Here is a 16627-nt window from a genome sequence, read left to right as displayed (position 1 = left end):
TCACACATTTAAAAGGTCAGCAATGCTGGCCTTTTTTGTGTATGTACTACACGCTACCCGCTCGCTCAACCACCAGAATCCTGGCCTGCCCCTTAGGGTGAGCAACGTGTTCCGTACCTACAGAGGCAAAAAATATGTCGCCTGAATGCAGGATTGTAGATTTAATTTCGTTGTTTTCTTTGTACAACATTTCCACAACACCATCCATAACAGCAAACACTTCTTCACCGTCATTGACGTGCCATTTATAGGGTTGATCTGTCCAATGCAACCGGGTGGTAATGCCGTTCATATTGGCAATATCCTTCGCTCCCCAGGCACTATTTGCGGTGAACGCTTTACTTCTGATAACTTCCACTTTAATTCCCTACGCTTGCGATAAATCAGAGCGGATAATACCTCAATAAGGTGCACTCCCCTAAAACCAATACGCCTTAAATACAAAAACACTCAAGGCCGGAAAGATGCCAATGTTTGAGCATCACTACCATACACTTTGTTCAATTTTATTGCCCACAGGTGCAGTGGTTAAATACTCCCTTCACACCTATTGTATGACTCACTATCATCCCGCCATCGTTGCTGATTTGGCGTTTTATCATGCAAACGTTAATCACTAATGATGTTCAATGACCGTCAAAAGTCCTCGCTGCCCGCATCCTGATAAGGGTGATATCACTATCACCATTGCATCATTTGACCATGGCCTTAGTGCCCGTCAGTGCCGATAGCCCCTATCAATGGATCTAATTACCCATTCTCATTCAGGCTGAGATTCGTTAAAGTGGGCTGTTAACGCGCCAAGAATAACAACTCTATGCTGAAAGTCCCATGCTGACACCTACACTGTTACTGATTGCCTCGCTGTTGTATTTGCTGGTGTTATTCGGCATTGCTTTTTGGGGTGACCGAGCCAGCCGCTGGCAGAAGATAAAGCCGGCTATTTACAGTCTGGGCCTGGGGGTGTACTGCACCTCCTGGTCTTTTTATGGTGTACCTGGCCAGACGGCCGAAACTGGTTGGTGGATCACGCCCACCTACACCGGGGCGATTTTAGTCTATATCCTGGCCTGGCCGCTGGTGCTGAAAGTCGCGCGAATTTGCCGCGACAACAACCTGACCTCCATGGCGGATTTTATCGCTACCCGTTATGGTCGCTCGATGCGCATCTCAGCGCTGATTAGTCTGGTGTGCGTGATTGCCATCGTGCCGTATATCAGTCTGCAAATTCGCGCCGTTGCCAACAGTGTCAATATTGTTACCGGCAACAGTGGCGCCGGTGGCAACAGCGCCTTATTCTTTACTTTGTTGTTGGCGGCCTTTGCCATTTTGTTTGGTACCCGTAGGGTTCGTACTTCTGAACACAACCCCGGCCTGATGTTGGCCATCGCGTTTGAGTCCATTATAAAATTGCTGACCTTTTTGGCCGTTGGCATCTTTGTGGTCTGGTTTATGTTTGATGGCATTGCAGATTTGACGGCTCAGAGTCAGCACCTGAGTTATCACAGCGACGAATCGGCCAGCTGGTACACCTATGTCAGCCAGACCTTTATCGGGGTACTGATGATGTTCTGCCTGCCCCGCCAGTTTCATGTCTGTTTTATCGAACAAACCAGCGAAAAAGAAATGCTGCCCTCTCGCTGGTTGTTTCCGCTGTATATGCTGGCATTAAATGTGTTTGCCCTGCCCATCGCATCGGCCGGTTTACTCTGGTTTCAGGATAGCCAACTGGCGCCTGACAACATTATGTTGTTATTGCCTATGGCGGCCGACAGTCAGTTTATGACCTTAGTTTCCTTTTTAGGCGGATTTGCTGCTGCCACCAGCATGGTGATCGTCAGCGCCATTGTACTCAGTATCATGGTGTCTAACGATCTGATTACCCCCTGGTTAGTAAGCCGCACGCGGCAATTGCAGGTAGCCGAGCGACTAAGCCCGAAAAAGCTGATCCTGTTTCGCCGTCTCACCATTATCATCGTATTACTTTCGGCCTGGTTGTATTACCAAATCACCCGGGACTATGGTTTGCTGGCCAATACCGGTCTGATGGCCATGACACTCGTGGCACAATGTGCTCCGGCACTGTTGTTGGGACTGTTCTGGCGCAATGCCAATGAAAAGGCCGCCCTGTACAGTATTTTGGTGGGCACCGCACTTTGGAGCTACACCCTGTTACTGCCGACGCTGTTGTTTTCCAGCGCTCCGGACAGTGAAATATTGCAGCAGGGTTTTATGGGGTTCAGTTTGTTGCTGCCAACCGCCATGTTTGGTTTGCAACTGGATTTTATCAGCCATGGTCTGGTGATCAGTTTAGGCGGTAACCTGCTTACTTTTTTCTGGCTGTGCTGGCGTCAACGCCCTCTGGTGGCCGAACAGTTGCAGGCCTCATTGTTTATCAACAACCAGGTGCGCAACGACAATCAAAAACGCGGCTACGACAACCTGAGCCTGGCCAGCATCCAAAGCTTGTTATCCCGATTTTTGGAAACCGACCGGGTACAGGAGTTTTTTCATAGCCATTATGGCGAGACTGAACCCGACTGGAATAGCACGGCCCCCAAAGTACTGTCAGATAAATTAGAACAGGAGCTGTCTGCCATTATTGGCGGTGCTTCCGCCCGGTTGGTGCTGGAATCGGCCAGCGGCAGCAACAATGTAGCGCTCAGTGAAGTGGTCGAACTGGTGGACGAAGCCAGTGAAGTGTACAAGTTTAATCGCGCCCTGCTGCAGTCCACCATACAGAACATCGACCAGGGCATCTCCGTAGTGGACAAAGAGCTGCGTATCGTGGCCTGGAATCGCGCTTATATCGATATGTTCAACTACCCGGACGGCGAAATTTACGTGGGCCGCCCGGTGGAAGAGGTAATTCAACTTAACGCGCAACGCGGCTTATTTGGTGATATTGAGAAAGGTCAGATCGACGAAGAAGTGGCCAAACGTGTCGCCTACCTGCGCTCCGGAAAACCTTACAGTTTTCGCCGTGTGCATCCCAGTAATAAAGTATTAGAAATGAAAGGCAACCCACTTCCCGGTGGTGGGTTTGTTACCACCTATACCGATATCACGGAATTTGTGGAAAACCAGAAGGCCCTGGAAGAACTCAATGTACATCTGGAAAACCGGGTTCAGCAACGTACCCAGGATCTGGAGGCGATGAATCAGCGACTGGAAGATGCAAGACAACTGGCTGTTCAGGCGAATGAGGACAAAACCCGTTATTTCGCGGCAATCAGTCACGATTTACTGCAACCTTTTAATGCCGCAACCCTGTTTAATTCCATACTAAAAGAAAAGCTGCAAACACCAGAACTGGCTGAACTGAGCAGTAATATCCAGAACGCTTTAGAAAACGCCGAACAACTTGTTAATTCTGTACTGGAACTTACCAAGCTGGATGCCGGAGTGATCTCACCACAAGTGGAAGATGTCGATGTTTATCAACTGATCACGCCCCTGTTGGACGAGTACCGACTCATGTGTGAACAAAAAGGGCTGGTTTTTCAGGCCGCCATTTTGCATCAACTCACCCGTACCGATGCCAGATTGTTAAAGCGGGTATTGCAGAACTTGCTGACCAATGCGATCCGCTATACAGAATCCGGATTCGTCAATATTGAATGCCGCATTGAAAAACAGTTGATGATCATCGTCAAAGACTCAGGAGAGGGCATCAAGGATGAAGATAAAGCGCGTATCTTTAAAGATTTCGAACAAGCCAGCCGTCAACACACAGGCCAGGGGCTTGGGTTAGGCCTGGCTATTGCTTCCCGCATATGCCGTATCCTGGGTCATGAGCTAAGCTTTGACTCCACCTGGAAACAGGGCAGTGAATTCAGAATTACGCTGCCCTGTATCAAAGGAGACATTAATCCGGGTGAAACCCTGCAAAACAAAGCGGTGTGTAAAACCGATATGCAGGGTGTGAATGTGCTGGTCATTGATAACGAACCGGCTTTGCTGGAAGCTATGACCCTGCGGCTGGAAACCTGGGGATGCCTGGTACACAGTGCCAGCAATCTCCAGGAGGCGCTGAAAGCCTGTGCACATTTCGCCCCCGATATTATTGTGGCGGATTACCACCTGGACAATGGTGAAAATGGCATAGACGCGGTGCAACACATTCGCGCCAGTTTGGGTCAAGCAATCCCGGTAATTATTAACAGTGCCGATCATGCCGAAACCATTCGGGAAATGGCCATGGAACAGGGCTTCGGCTTTATCGCAAAACCGGTAAAGCCAGCCACATTGAAACGCCTGTTAAAAAAAGGATTGGGCTGATCGGATAGCAAACATCAGCCCCATCCAGTTGTCTTAATCGCCAAATAAGCTATTGCGACCAGGTAATTTCAGCTAACTGATTGGTGGCTGTCTGATGAATAATCAATCCCTGACTGCCCATCCGCATATGTCTTATAAGTCCGCTGTAAACGCCTTCTTTGCTGGGGATTTGCCAGCTTTGCATGGTTTCTGTCGCTAAATCAAAGCGCACCAGCGTTTCCGGCCTTTTGCTGGATTCATTAAACCAAATGGCACCATCGGCGTATTCAATCGCATAGGGGTGGCTGTCCTCTCCACTGGGGTTGTCCCACTCTGTTATTGTGCCGGTTTTAGGATGATATCTGCCCAGTTTACCCATACCTGAATTCACATAAAACACCATATCGTCAGGCGTAATGGCCAGGCGTCGCGAATGGCTCTTGTCTCCGGGCAATTTGATTTCCTCCAGGTGCATGGATTCGGTGTCAACTTTGATCAGGCAGTTGCTGCCGTTGCAGGATACCCAGGGGGTGCCTGATGAATCGATCTTAATGCCGTAGGGGCGCGAGCCCGGGGTTGGCAGTGTGGCCAGTTTAATATCACCGGTAGCCGGATCTAATCGCCCAATCATATTGCTGTGCTGCAAGGTAAACCAGAAAATCCCCTGCTGATCAAACTCGCCGGTGTGAGGGTCCCGGGCATTGGCATCTGGCATCCTGAACACCTTAAAAGTGCCAGATTCAGGTTCTAAATAGCCGACAGTGCCGTTTTTGTTGCCTAAAAACCAGGGAGTGAGATTTTTATCCAGTGTCACACTGTGGGGAAATGTACCGGGGGGAAGCACATACTCTTTCATCGCACCGGTTTTGGGATCCAGTCGCCCGAGTATATTTCCCCACTGCCCTACCCACCATATCACACCGTCTTTACCCTGCACCGGATCGCGGGCACGCTGTCCGAGTGTCGGAACCTGCCAATAACGATAACTCAGCTGCCTCTCACCGGGCACCTGTACAGAGGCCCGACGTTGGTTTTCAGGATATTGTTTAGCAAGATAGGCGCTTAATTCATCGGCCTGAGACTCGTTCAAGTCGACCATGTAACTCATCAGCGTTTTCCAGTGTGCCTGATTGTACCCGGCACTGTACTCCAGATTGGAAAGGCCGTGACAGGCGGTACATAGTTGCAGTTGCGCCGGTGGTTCGCTCAGCGCCGGTAAGGCCGTCAGCATCAGACCCAACCCCATCAACAGTTGACGGGACTTGCCAGCAAAATAGTTCGCAATCACCATAATCACCTCAGTTTTTGTTTCGTGGCCCGGTATTTTTTGCCTGAAGGCATAATACCAATCAGTAATAATTAAACCGCATATTAAAAAACCTTCAATTCTTGTAACTCAATGCGTAATAGTAGACATTACGCCATCGCAAAAAATTACACTCAATAATAGTTTTATATCATGCTGCACGCTATTGTCCGCTTCCTGGGGCTCCAAAGTAATGTGGTTTCGTCTGAAAAACTGGTGGCAACACTGGGGGGCGTACTGGCCATATTTTGCTGTTTTTACCTTACTCAGTTTTTTACCGGTACTGCCGGTACCGCTGCAATACTGCCCTCCATGGGCGCATCTACGGTTTTGCTGTTTGCCGTACCACACGGACAGCTGTCCACCCCCTGGGCATTGTTTGCCGGCAACCTGTTATCCGCCATTATCGGAGTAACCTGCGCACTTTTTATCCCTGCGGTTGGATTGGCTGCCGCCATCGCAGTGGCGCTGTCCATTTTAGTCATGCACCTGACCCGCAGTTTACATCCGCCTGGCGGGGCCACAGCATTAGCCGCTGTTATCGGCGGCACCAGTATTACCGAATTAGGATACTGGTACGTTATTACCCCCACACTACTTAACTGCAGTGTACTGTTTTTGGTAGCGCTGCTGTTCAACAACATCTTCAGTTGGCGCAGATACCCACAAAGCCTGATGCGTTATCAAAGTGTGGGTTATCACCCTGACACCCGTCAAATCAAAAAGCAGCATATTCACGAAGCAATAAACCGCTCAGAATTAGTGATTGATGCCAGCGATGAACAAATCAAACACATTATTGATTTGGCTGATGCCATTTTTCACGAGGAACTATTGAAAGGCTTTAATCTCGAGGCCGGCGCATTTTATACCAATAGTCAGCCAGGCAGGAAATGGTCGGTGCGCCAGGTCATCGATCAACATGAACACCCGGAGCCAACCCGCCATCAGATCATCTATCGCATCGTTGACGGTGAAGGCAAGGGGCAGTCCGGCACGTGTTCGTTAGTGGAATTTGCAGCCTGGGCAAAAGAGAAAATGCGTCCCAAAAATAACCCCGTTTAAAATTTCGGTAGCGCTAGTTCAGTTGTTACCTCTCCCTGGCAAACTGAGTTTATATCAGTTTGCCAATCGCTGCATCAGTGCAAATATTTCATTAAGAGAACTAAAATCCACCAGCCAATTACCTGTCTTGCCGGTTCCGGTAACAAAAACCTGATATCCATGCTATAACCTGCGATTCAATATGAAATCACAATTTGCTTTGCAAAAAGGAGAAAATAATGAACATCAGGACTTTAACTTTACTCGCCTCACTGTCTTTTGCGGGCTTTACTCAGGCAGAACCCGCCAGTCAACAAAGCGTTGAAGATCTGCTTGTGGCCACCGGCGCCGCAGATCTGGGAGCACAGATGATGGCGCAAATGCTGCCAGCAATGAAACAATCCATGCCCGATGCACCGGAGGCGTTTTGGACAGAATTTCAGGCTCAGGCGGACTTCTCGGTATTAATGCAGCGCATTATCCCTATTTATCAAAAGCATCTCACTGAAGAAGATGTCGAAGCCATTAACCAATTTTACCGCAGCGACGCAGGTCAAAGGCTGGTGAAAGTGCAACCTCAGATCATGCAGGAGTCTATGATGGCAGGCCAAGCCTGGGGACAGGAAGCCGCTCAAAAAGCCATGATGAAAGTCCAGTCTGGCGCACAGGCCGGACAATAACCCGCAAAACAATAATTAGGGGCAAGCAAACTTGCCCCCTGCCAGCATCCTTTACCATTTCATCATCCAGAGACTCCCGCCCGGGCAACAACTTGAGTGGTCACTGATGAATATTAGACTAAAGTCTAACTCGTATTAGACTATAGTCTAAGTTCTTCATTTTTAAGTTCGTTTTGCTCTCAAGATCACTAAACTTCGCCCTATCAAGACAAGGCAGTCAGCGCCTTTTTCAAAATTGTTACAGAGAGTTTAATAATGAAAAACAACCTTAAATTATCCGTTGCGATCATCGCGCTTCTTTCGTCGGGTGCAGCTTCTGCCACCTCTATAAAAACCTGTACCCTGGATTATTCAGGGGTGATGAATGCTATTGACGTAGACAATGGTGTGGTTACCGGCGTTGCAAAACTATTTGCCAAACAGTCAGCCAACGAAACTTTTACTCTGGTGGCCAAAGACGGTCAGGAATACGAGCGCTCGGGTACGATCACCACGACAGTTGATTTGACACAATTTGCAGCCGACGGAGAAAGCTGCGCTTTTGACAATCGCTTTACTCCCATCCATTCCATCAGTGACAACCGCCCATGGCGTCAATTTCAAATGCGCTTTGATAGCTATTACGACAGCAACATCATGGCCAGATACCAACACAATGGTATTGACAGCAAGCTAATGGTGGCTAATGGCTGGACCTGGGGCACCGACATGGCGGGTATCCATGTATTTGAAATGATTGACGGCGAGTTTTTCCCGGTAAAGTATGATATTGACCAGGGCAATGGTGAATTACCGGCTTTCAAAGCAGGTAGCACCACAATGAACATGAGTGGCGATGGCGGCCTGTGGCAATACAGAGCGTCGGCGGTCAGTGAGGATGGCAGAGTCGTTGCCGGTTACGCCAAACTGGAAGAAGATGTCACCTTTGAAAATGGCTCTAAAATCAAAGATTCCGATAAGTTCGGTATGATTTGGGAGCTCGCTGAAAGCTGCAGTATCGACAGTACCAAATGTAACGGTGATGATGCCAGTCGCCTGACCAGTGGTTCTGACAGTACCAGCAATATCCGGGTGCGCTCCCTCAGTGCCAGCCAAATTACCCGTGATAGCAGTGAAAAAGCCGTTTATAGCAACGGAGAAAATGTCACGATTGAAACTAGCGGTTTATCAGAAGGCCAGATCATCAGTTACGACGCAATCCCGACGGAATTCACTATTGGTTATCGCTTTTTAACAGGAGCTGAAAATGTTGGCTGCACGCTCATCGATACCGGTGGCGCATTTACCCACAACAAACTGGAACGGCACGACCCATACGTTATCTTTGGTGACGCCAACAACGGCCAGGATTATAACACGCGTGACAAATCCGTATTGGACGAAGGTGAACTGACCTTAGCCATTGCTGTGTACAGCGACAACAACTGCGAAGGTGACCCCTTCTTCAATGACTCGGTGACAGTCACTATCAATAAAACCGATGGCACTTCTTCGCCCGGTGCACCGGCTGACGAAGCGACCACAGAAACATCCGGTGAATTCTACCTGGTAGACAGACAGGAACAGCCTTCAAACTTTGAAATGCTGAGCTTTGATGCCGACAGCACCATGTCGAGTATTTTTGGTATTAACACTATCAGCGAAGGTAAATACCTGTTGCACGGCCGTTCCGCCTCAGGCAAAGCCATGGTGGCGTTGGTAACGCTGTAAGCGATTCCAGCAGATTCAGAAAGTAAAAAGTTGCCGCCGGCAACTTTTTTTGTTTCTGGTGAAGTACCAATAGTATTTTTATCCTGACAGCCATAACCGGCAGCCAAATCATCTATAATTTCAGTTAACTTCAATAAATTGATAGCCAGGGCCTGATGAGTCGTAAACTTCGCAAGCAGCAGAAAAAGTTAAAGGCCGTCGCTCACACTGAAGCCAAGGCTGAGGAACAGTATTTTCAGACGCTGCCGGCGCATTTCAAGCCCTTATCACAGAAAAATGGCGTGACGCTGCTCAACCGGATAAACAGCAACCAGAATCCCGGTTATTACTACGACACCCGCTCTGGCAAAAATTATAAGGTCATTTATCGCTCTTACGATGGCGCTTACACGGCTGTGCGGCTAAGCCAGTCAGAACTCAAACTACTAACATGCCATTCTGATGCCGCCTCTGTGGTACAAAAGCTGGGGAAAATGGATGAAAACGCCACATTGGCGAAGCAGTGGCTGCTGCATCAACCGCTGCCTTTGATTAACAAATGTCATCAAATTCTGAGCTTCCTTAACCAGTACACAGCAAACAGCCAGGAGCATGTCACGCTCGTTTCAGAACTGGCAGACATAGCTCAAAATATCTTTTTCTCGCCTTCTCCGGTTTCACCTGAGGTGGATTCAGCGTTTGCCAGGCAACCCGAAAAGAAAAGACCTGAGCAACTGGCCGAACAAGTCGAGCAATTAGTCACTGTCGTCTCGACACAGGAATTGGCAACCCTGCCAAAAAACCTGAGCATATTCATACAAGCTCTGGCGGCGGATTATTTGAGTAATAACAAAACGCTTCTGTTACTCAATGAGACACAAGTCGATGCATTGCTCCATATTGCCATTAAGCTGGACCCCAGGAGATTTTCAGACCTGTTGCTCTCAGGGCATTCGCCGTTGATTAAACAAGCTCTGGGGTTGCTGTTTCTATTTATCAGTGGCGCTAAAACTGACAAACCCGATGAAGAGCAGGTTAATCTGCTGCGCCATTTATATGGGAACCGGGATAAAGTTGGTAGCCAGGCATTTCAGTATTGGCTGCAAAGTACACTGGAAAATCTCCAGAATGACCTCCCGGATTGTCCGACACTGACTTCAGCGTATCGGTATTATGCCCACTGGCATATCAAGGGTGTTAATCCGTTAACTCAACCGAAAAAAGCCGCCATCATCTTACCTGTAGCGATTTTTGTGGTGTGGTTCTGCGGACAATTTTACGGTGAAGAGAACGTTAAAACCGGCACATGGGCCGCTGCCAGTGTTACCAATATCCTTCTGCCTTTTGTGATGTACCTGGTGTTTCGGCTTTACAGTTGGACCCACTGGCGCTCTGCATCTTACCTGTGTATCGCCATGATCCTGTGCACTGCACTTATCGGGCACAGCAACTACTATCAGGATTCCAAAAAGCATTTTGCCGGTGTCTATCAGGAGCAGTTGTTACAAGAAGGACGCAGTATCCCGAAAGATACTAACAGCGACACCCTGTTTCGGGCGTATCTCGACAGCAGGTTGCCGGACAGTTCAGGAGTACTGTTTTTCGACCATCTGCGTTTTCGGGCAATGGTGGGGACCTGGTCAGAAGAAAGAGCTTATATCTACGGCCCTTACATTGAGGTGCATCGCCAAGGGGTTAACGTCTGGTTTAACTGGGTGCTGCAACTGCTGATTATCTGGATCACCTGTGGCTTTGCCTTTATCTTTGCCAAATATCCGGCAAAAAGAAACACAGAAGAAAACGCTGCTTCTAAACCAAACTAAAGCAAATATCACAGGCCAAAAATCACACCTTAAACTTACTGACCAGTTGCTGTAATTGCTCAGCTAAGCCAAGCAGTTTATGGCTGTCATTGGTGCTGAGATTTGACAGGTGTTCGGTTTCACCACTGGTTTCTGCGATTTTACTGATGCGCCGGTTAACATCTTCACTGACCTGATGTTGCTGTTCAGAGGCTGTGGCAATCTGGGCGATCATGGCTGTCATGTTGCTGATATCTTTGGTGATCACCGCAATACCGGCACCGGCGGTTTCCACTTTATTGACGGTCAGTTGTGACTTGCTTTGCCCTCCCTGCATCACCCGGACGGCCGCGTCAGCAGTATGCTGCAGGCGCTGTATGGTTTGTTGGATTTCTTCGGTGCTCACCTGAGTGCGACTGGCCAGGGTTCTGACTTCATCCGCCACCACCGCAAATCCCCGTCCCTGCTCTCCGGCGCGGGCAGCTTCAATGGCGGCATTTAGCGCCAGCAAATTGGTTTGTTCTGCGATGCCCCTGATGACCTCCAGCACCGACACAATATCACTGACATTTTCTTCCAGTGTAGCAATAGCGCTGGCCCCACTGCTCACATCATCGGCCAGTTCACGAACATGCTGCACAGATTCCTGCAGTTCAGCAATAGCATGTTGGCTTTTCACTTCAGCATCTGAGGCCGAGCTGGCGGCCTGTTCAGCACTGCCTGCGATTTCAATTGCCGACGCGGCCATTTCGGTCATGGCGGTAGCCACCATGTCGGTTTCCTGATTTTGTTGTTTAACCCAGTTGTGAATTTGTTCGTTGCGCTCATCGATGAGTTTAGATGCCGCTTTTACCTGACAGGAGCAATCCAGCACCTGCTCCACAATTCCGCGTATTTTATCTACAAATTGATTAAAGCTGGCAGCCAGTTGCCCCACTTCATCCTGGCTTTTGATGTGCAATCGACGGGTTAAATCCCCCTGGCCGGTAGAGATCTCTAGCAGGTTGTCGTTCATTTCTTCCAGGGGGCGCATAATACGTTTAGCCACTACCCGCACCATAAACACCATTAAACCGCTTACTCCGACAGACACCAACAGGGCAAAACTCAAAGAACTCGCCGCCGCATTCTCAGCCTGGCCAGCAATTTGGGCCACTTCGTGATCAATATCATCAATATAGAATCCGGTGCCCACCATCCAGTTGTACTCCGGGAACCACAGGGTGTAACTCAGTTTCGGCAATGGCTGTTGTCCCTGACTTCTGGGCCAGTGGTAAAGGTAAAAGCCATCCTTGTTTTTTGCGGCGTTGATCAAGCCCTGCACTACATATTTACCGTTGGGATCTTGTACATTCCAGTAATTTTCACCTACACCCGAAAGGTTGCTACCCAGTGCCACCCGGTCGCCATTTTCTGCATAGGCAAATAAATAATTGCTGCCATCATAGGACAGTGACTGAATGTAATGCTGTACTTTTTGTCGGGCTTCATCGTGACTTAAGCTCTTGTCCGACAGAACAAACTCAATGCCACTTAAACTCAATTCAAGGTAGTTTTTCAGCTCGGCTTTTTTCAGGGACATTAGATTATTGCGGGTAGCAGAAATTTGCTCTTCAGAAGAAGACAGCAACGTCATCCAGAAGGTCAACATTAAAATGGCGCACAAAAAGACAACAGGGACCAGGGTTAACACCGTCAGTTTATTTTTCAGGCTCATCACTTATTACACGAAACTCTTTTTACTTTGCCACCTCGTCACTTTAAACATTTTTTTAACATTTGAATGCTGTACTTAAGTACCATGCCTGCATATGAAAAAGGCCGGATAAAAATCCGGCCAATAACATGCTGTTTTAAACAGGGGCCCTATGGGCAGGTGCCCAGATACCAGGTGACATCATCGTCTGAGTGCAGAGTGTTGTTACCCCAGGTAGAACCCGGCATTGCATCATCACTGCCGTTGGCAAAGTAATCAGGCACATAAATATTGCCCGTACTGTAGGCGCGACCTGCCACTTTGTGATAGTAATTGGCCGTGGTCACTTCGCTGCACTGATTGCCTGAACCGCCGCCAGAACCACCGCCTGAACCGCCACCTGAGCCACCACCTGAACCACTGCAGGCTTGTAATGGCCCGGTACAGGAAGCATCATCATCCTGCCACTGACACTGCTGCCCGACAGTTATTTCGTTAAGTTTAAAGGGCGCAGTGCTGTATTCCAGATAACAGTTTGCATAGTTGGTGTAATCCAGTCTGCCAGCCGATATGTGCTCATCAAGTGTCGCAGTTTGACCGGCGTCAACATCAAAACTAACACTTTGAGATGAAGACAGACTGGTCAGGTCGGTTGCCGTTACCTGAGCGGTATTACTGCCACCGGGCAGATTACAGGCCTCAGCACTAAAATCAGGCACGGTGACATCGGCAACCACAGTGCCGGTAGCAAAGCTGACTTCTACGGTATCCAGATTGAGATTAACGTCGGTTACTTTACCGGTAACAGTGGCACATTGCCCCTGTACAACTACAGCAATATCAGACAAATCAGGTGCTGTCGCTGGCGGCTCAGGTCCAACTCGTACCTGACCGGTGGCCGGATCGCCTTGTTTGTTTTCATCATCAGTTGCGACAACCACCACCGTATATAATCCATCCGGCAGTGACCCACTCACCAGCGTAAATTGATTGCTGCCGTTAACGTTGCCACTGAGGGTATCGTTAACCGGACCGCTGATGCTGGCACTGACATCCAGAACACTACCTTCCGCATCTGTGGCACTGCCGCTGATGGTTATCTGACTACCGTTTGCGGAAAACTGGACATTCGCCAGCACAGGACCGGCGTTTCTGTCTACCCGTTGGTTGTTGTCCAAAAAGTACTGACCCAGATAAGAGGCATAGTTAATGCTGTTACCATTGACATATGAGCCACTGGCTCCCTGGCCACCAGACCAGGAATGATCAAGATTGTCAAACCACAACATGGTCACCCGACCATCCTGCCACTGAGTTTCACGGGCGGTATTTGAGGGGCCTTCAGAAAGCGTATTAGTACCTGGCAGTTGACTGACGCCATACAGCTCAGCCATGCCGTCAGCATTTTGCTGGTTATAGCACAGATTAACGGTGGTATCGTTTTCGCCTTGCGCAATAGAGGCAATTTGGCTATCAAAATGACTGCCATAACTGCCACCATATTGACTGCAGCGAGCAGCTACATCTGCACTTTCACAGGGGCCAATTGCGCCACTTGAACTGGTACCGATGCTGGGTCCGGCACTGATCCCCATGCCGGCAAATACGTCTGGTGCAAGACAGGCTGTGGTATTGGCAAATGCCGCGCCTGAGGATAATCCGGCAATATATACCTGATCGGGATCAATGTTACGGGAACTGTCACCCGACAAGGTATTTGCCAAAGTGATCAGGTTTTTATAATCCCCGGCACTGCGGGATTTAGTGCCCTGCCAGTAAGACCAGCAGCTAAATCCCGCTTTGTTCATGGCATCTGGTACCGCAATCACTAAACCATATTGCTCAGCGGCATCTTCCAGATTGGCGGTGAGGTAAGCATCAATGGATTGGGTACAGCCATGCAATACCAGCAGCAAGCCTTTGCCATCACCGATAGCAGACGTGGTATCAGGGGTGTAAATATGGACTTTGTTAAAGCCACCAATATTGACGTTATTCTGCCAGCTCCCTGCCAGCAATGAGTTTGAAAAGAGTACAGAGGTTAAAAATAAGAGTGTGCCTGAAATTGCATTTCGGGCTAATCGTAGGGATTGCATCATTGTTGTTCCTATTGTCACAAGTTAATTGTTAACGCCAGGAATACGGGTTACACATCTAAGAAATTACTTTCCCATCCCAACGCTTTCCCTAATCTAGTGCATTTTTCGCACAATTCCGCTGGTACTTTAGTACAGTATGGCGTAGTGCCAGAGTGAGATATCTGTAGAACTGTCTGTCAGGCTAATTAGCTATGTAACTTTCTCCTGACTTCAGGCCACAGTGATGAAAACGGGTGTTTTTAAAGCTGATGGGCACCGTCTGGCCACAGGGAAGTTGATTATAATGGGGCGGCAAATTAGGTCCGCATTGCTGCACATCAAAATGCAAATGAGGCCCGCCGCTTTGACCTGTATTTCCACTCAGCGCAATAACGTCTCCGGTATTCACCTTATCTCCTTCTTCCACCAGCGCACCATTGTGGGTTAGATGAAAGTATCGGGCAACGCTACCGTCCTGGTGCTGAATAAATACATAATTTTCTTGTAAATCAATATTGTTGCCGTCAATAAAAGACGCTCTGACACTAACAACCACACCTTCTCTGGCGGCTACGATTTTAGTGCCAATCGGCATAACAAAATCAATTGCATAAAGACCCACACCATTATTTGAAGCCCGGTAGTGCTCTGTTGTGGCATAAACCTGATGGCTGGTGCCAAATTCATAAGGAAGCACATACAGCGAATTTTGTTGTTCAGGGAAAGCAGTACAATCAACCTCAAGTTTTGCACATGCCATAAAAGATACGGATGATAAAACGACCAACACAAAAAGATTTTTCATTGAATTTCCTTATTTAAAGACACTTAGTCGTGAAAATATTTGTGATGGTTTAAACGTTCGGATAACTATCCCGAACGACTACCCTGACACCACTCCATTATTGTGCCGTTGGTGTGGCTGTCCGGGTAATTTGTGTGGCTGTCCGGGTAATTTATCGATGATAATTTCGTTTGGAACTGTTGGCAGACGTTAGGGAACCCGCAACAAATTCATTTGAATTGTTAGAGCTAATGTTTTTTCAATATACTACCAGTGTGAATCGTTGCTCTGTGGTGGCTTAATCCGGATCATCGTCACTGTCGGACTCTGAAGGCGTTGAGTTTTCTTCGATATCAGAATGCCACTCATTGATACGGCTGATACTGCAGGATGTCCTTCTCTCAGGTTGCGCATCGGTAACAATGCGGTCTCCTGTTCCCATGCAGCCCAGGCCAGTGCGGGTAATTACGGCAATCTCAATCATGGCCCAGTCCGGGTCGCATGCCCCAATCAGGCTCACTTTATAAGTTCGGTTATTATTCAAATGCACCAGCAGCGCATCCCTGTCATTATCTACATTGCTCCAGCCTCTGATCGAACGGGTATGGCAGACCTGTCGGACTTCTTCCCCGACACGCGGATCATTGTTTTTGTCATATCGGCTTTTCGCCTGCTCTGAGGAGCTGGCACACCCCATCAGCAATGCGACGAGCGACAAATTAACTAGCATTTTTACAGGTTTCATGGCCTTTCTCTCCGATAATCATGTGACCGCATAGCATAAGCATAGCCTAAATATTCACCCTTTATCGAACTTAAACACATAAAAAATCGGTACTGATCGACAGGGTCAATGGTGATTTTAACGGGCCTCAGAAATCTATATCACAGCCCATTACAGAGTTTCGTTCCTGAACACTAACTCCAGGCGAATTCCCGCCGGGCTGAATAAGAAAATTTGGGTAATTGCTAATTGAGGCTGAGTTTTGCTTTGAAACTCAATGTTCATCGCCTGCAACTTTTCTACAAACGCTTTTAGCCCCTGTAACTTAAAGGCCACATGATCCAGATATCCGGGTGTCTCATGAGCTACATGAACGTCACTCACTACCAGATGGACCACGGCGCTGTCCTGATGATAAAGCCAGTAACCATCACTGGCTAGCGTAGGTCTGAACCCATCGTGTAACGAGAACAGCTCACACAGAAACTGCTTTTCCTGCTCAATCAGAGCGGCGGGCGCACTGATATTGATATGATCCAGATGCATAAGAACCTCACAAAAGAA

At 48.4% G+C, this 16627-nt stretch carries 12 protein-coding genes; 5 read left to right on the top strand and 7 right to left on the bottom strand.

Annotated elements, in window-relative coordinates; all coding sequences use genetic code 11:
- Positions 1-46 precede the first annotated feature (46 nt).
- A complete protein-coding gene (locus LJ740_RS05630) occupies positions 47-358 on the bottom strand; it encodes a cupin domain-containing protein (RefSeq protein WP_229528100.1) in 312 nt (103 codons plus the stop codon).
- A 473-nt stretch (positions 359-831) separates the two neighbouring features.
- Between LJ740_RS05630 and LJ740_RS05625 the strand changes: the two genes are divergently transcribed.
- Positions 832-4281: a PAS domain-containing hybrid sensor histidine kinase/response regulator gene (locus LJ740_RS05625; RefSeq protein ID WP_229528099.1), complete on the top strand. Its 3450-nt coding sequence runs from the start codon at positions 832-834 to the stop codon at positions 4279-4281.
- 49 nt (positions 4282-4330) lie between these two features.
- On the opposite strand, the gene LJ740_RS05620 is transcribed toward LJ740_RS05625, so the two are convergent.
- The gene (locus LJ740_RS05620) at positions 4331-5548 is read right to left on the bottom strand and encodes a Vgb family protein (RefSeq protein WP_229528098.1); all 1218 of its coding nucleotides are present in this window, start codon (positions 5546-5548) and stop codon (positions 4331-4333) included.
- Between the two features lie 171 nt (positions 5549-5719).
- Between LJ740_RS05620 and LJ740_RS05615 the strand changes: the two genes are divergently transcribed.
- The 4 genes from LJ740_RS05615 to LJ740_RS05600 all read left to right on the top strand — a co-directional run bounded on the left by LJ740_RS05615 (position 5720) and on the right by LJ740_RS05600 (position 10802).
- Entirely contained in the window at positions 5720-6631 is a 912-nt protein-coding gene (locus LJ740_RS05615; RefSeq protein WP_229528097.1) for an HPP family protein, read from the top strand.
- Positions 6632-6849: 218 nt separating this feature from the next.
- Positions 6850-7290 carry a DUF2059 domain-containing protein gene (locus LJ740_RS05610; protein ID WP_229528096.1) on the top strand — a complete coding sequence of 147 codons (441 nt, stop codon included), beginning with the start codon at positions 6850-6852 and terminating at the stop codon, positions 7288-7290.
- Positions 7291-7545: 255 nt separating this feature from the next.
- Positions 7546-9000 carry a hypothetical protein gene (locus tag LJ740_RS05605; protein WP_229528095.1) on the top strand — a complete coding sequence of 485 codons (1455 nt, stop codon included), beginning with the start codon at positions 7546-7548 and terminating at the stop codon, positions 8998-9000.
- Positions 9001-9155: 155 nt separating this feature from the next.
- Positions 9156-10802, top strand: coding sequence for a hypothetical protein (locus LJ740_RS05600; protein WP_229528094.1), 1647 nt, complete (start codon positions 9156-9158; stop codon positions 10800-10802).
- Positions 10803-10824: 22 nt separating this feature from the next.
- On the opposite strand, the gene LJ740_RS05595 is transcribed toward LJ740_RS05600, so the two are convergent.
- From LJ740_RS05595 to LJ740_RS05575, 5 genes are all read right to left on the bottom strand, one after another.
- Complete coding sequence (locus LJ740_RS05595) at positions 10825-12498, bottom strand: methyl-accepting chemotaxis protein (RefSeq protein WP_229528093.1); 1674 nt, start codon at positions 12496-12498, stop codon at positions 10825-10827.
- A gap of 149 nt (positions 12499-12647) precedes the next feature.
- On the bottom strand, positions 12648-14576 hold the full coding sequence (locus tag LJ740_RS05590) for an extracellular catalytic domain type 1 short-chain-length polyhydroxyalkanoate depolymerase (protein ID WP_229528092.1): 1929 nt from the start codon (positions 14574-14576) through the stop codon (positions 12648-12650).
- A gap of 181 nt (positions 14577-14757) precedes the next feature.
- The gene (locus LJ740_RS05585; RefSeq protein WP_229528091.1) at positions 14758-15360 is read right to left on the bottom strand and encodes a M23 family metallopeptidase; all 603 of its coding nucleotides are present in this window, start codon (positions 15358-15360) and stop codon (positions 14758-14760) included.
- A gap of 277 nt (positions 15361-15637) precedes the next feature.
- Positions 15638-16084, bottom strand: a complete 447-nt coding sequence (locus tag LJ740_RS05580) for a DUF6491 family protein (protein ID WP_229528090.1) — start codon at positions 16082-16084, stop codon at positions 15638-15640.
- 150 nt (positions 16085-16234) lie between these two features.
- Positions 16235-16609 (bottom strand): VOC family protein, encoded by a 375-nt coding sequence (locus tag LJ740_RS05575; protein ID WP_229528089.1) that lies wholly within the window; start codon positions 16607-16609, stop codon positions 16235-16237.
- Positions 16610-16627: the final 18 nt, after the last annotated feature.

The organism is Planctobacterium marinum, assembly GCF_020687805.1.
GTDB lineage: Bacteria > Pseudomonadota > Gammaproteobacteria > Enterobacterales > Alteromonadaceae > Planctobacterium > Planctobacterium marinum.
Note: the sequence above shows the minus strand (reverse complement) of the source record. Positions and strands in the feature narration are given on the sequence as shown.

Bases quoted from the DNA above. Each gene is read 5' to 3' on its own strand.
- LJ740_RS05625 (WP_229528099.1), top strand. From the start codon at position 832: ATGCTGACACCTACACTGTTACTGATTGCCTCGCTGTTGTATTTGCTG.
- LJ740_RS05615 (WP_229528097.1), top strand. From the start codon at position 5,720: ATGCTGCACGCTATTGTCCGCTTCCTGGGGCTCCAAAGTAATGTGGTT.
- LJ740_RS05610 (WP_229528096.1), top strand. From the start codon at position 6,850: ATGAACATCAGGACTTTAACTTTACTCGCCTCACTGTCTTTTGCGGGC.
- LJ740_RS05605 (WP_229528095.1), top strand. From the start codon at position 7,546: ATGAAAAACAACCTTAAATTATCCGTTGCGATCATCGCGCTTCTTTCG.
- LJ740_RS05600 (WP_229528094.1), top strand. From the start codon at position 9,156: ATGAGTCGTAAACTTCGCAAGCAGCAGAAAAAGTTAAAGGCCGTCGCT.
- LJ740_RS05595 (WP_229528093.1), bottom strand. From the start codon at position 12,498: ATGAGCCTGAAAAATAAACTGACGGTGTTAACCCTGGTCCCTGTTGTC.
- LJ740_RS05590 (WP_229528092.1), bottom strand. From the start codon at position 14,576: ATGATGCAATCCCTACGATTAGCCCGAAATGCAATTTCAGGCACACTC.
- LJ740_RS05585 (WP_229528091.1), bottom strand. From the start codon at position 15,360: ATGAAAAATCTTTTTGTGTTGGTCGTTTTATCATCCGTATCTTTTATG.
- LJ740_RS05580 (WP_229528090.1), bottom strand. From the start codon at position 16,084: ATGAAACCTGTAAAAATGCTAGTTAATTTGTCGCTCGTCGCATTGCTG.
- LJ740_RS05575 (WP_229528089.1), bottom strand. From the start codon at position 16,609: ATGCATCTGGATCATATCAATATCAGTGCGCCCGCCGCTCTGATTGAG.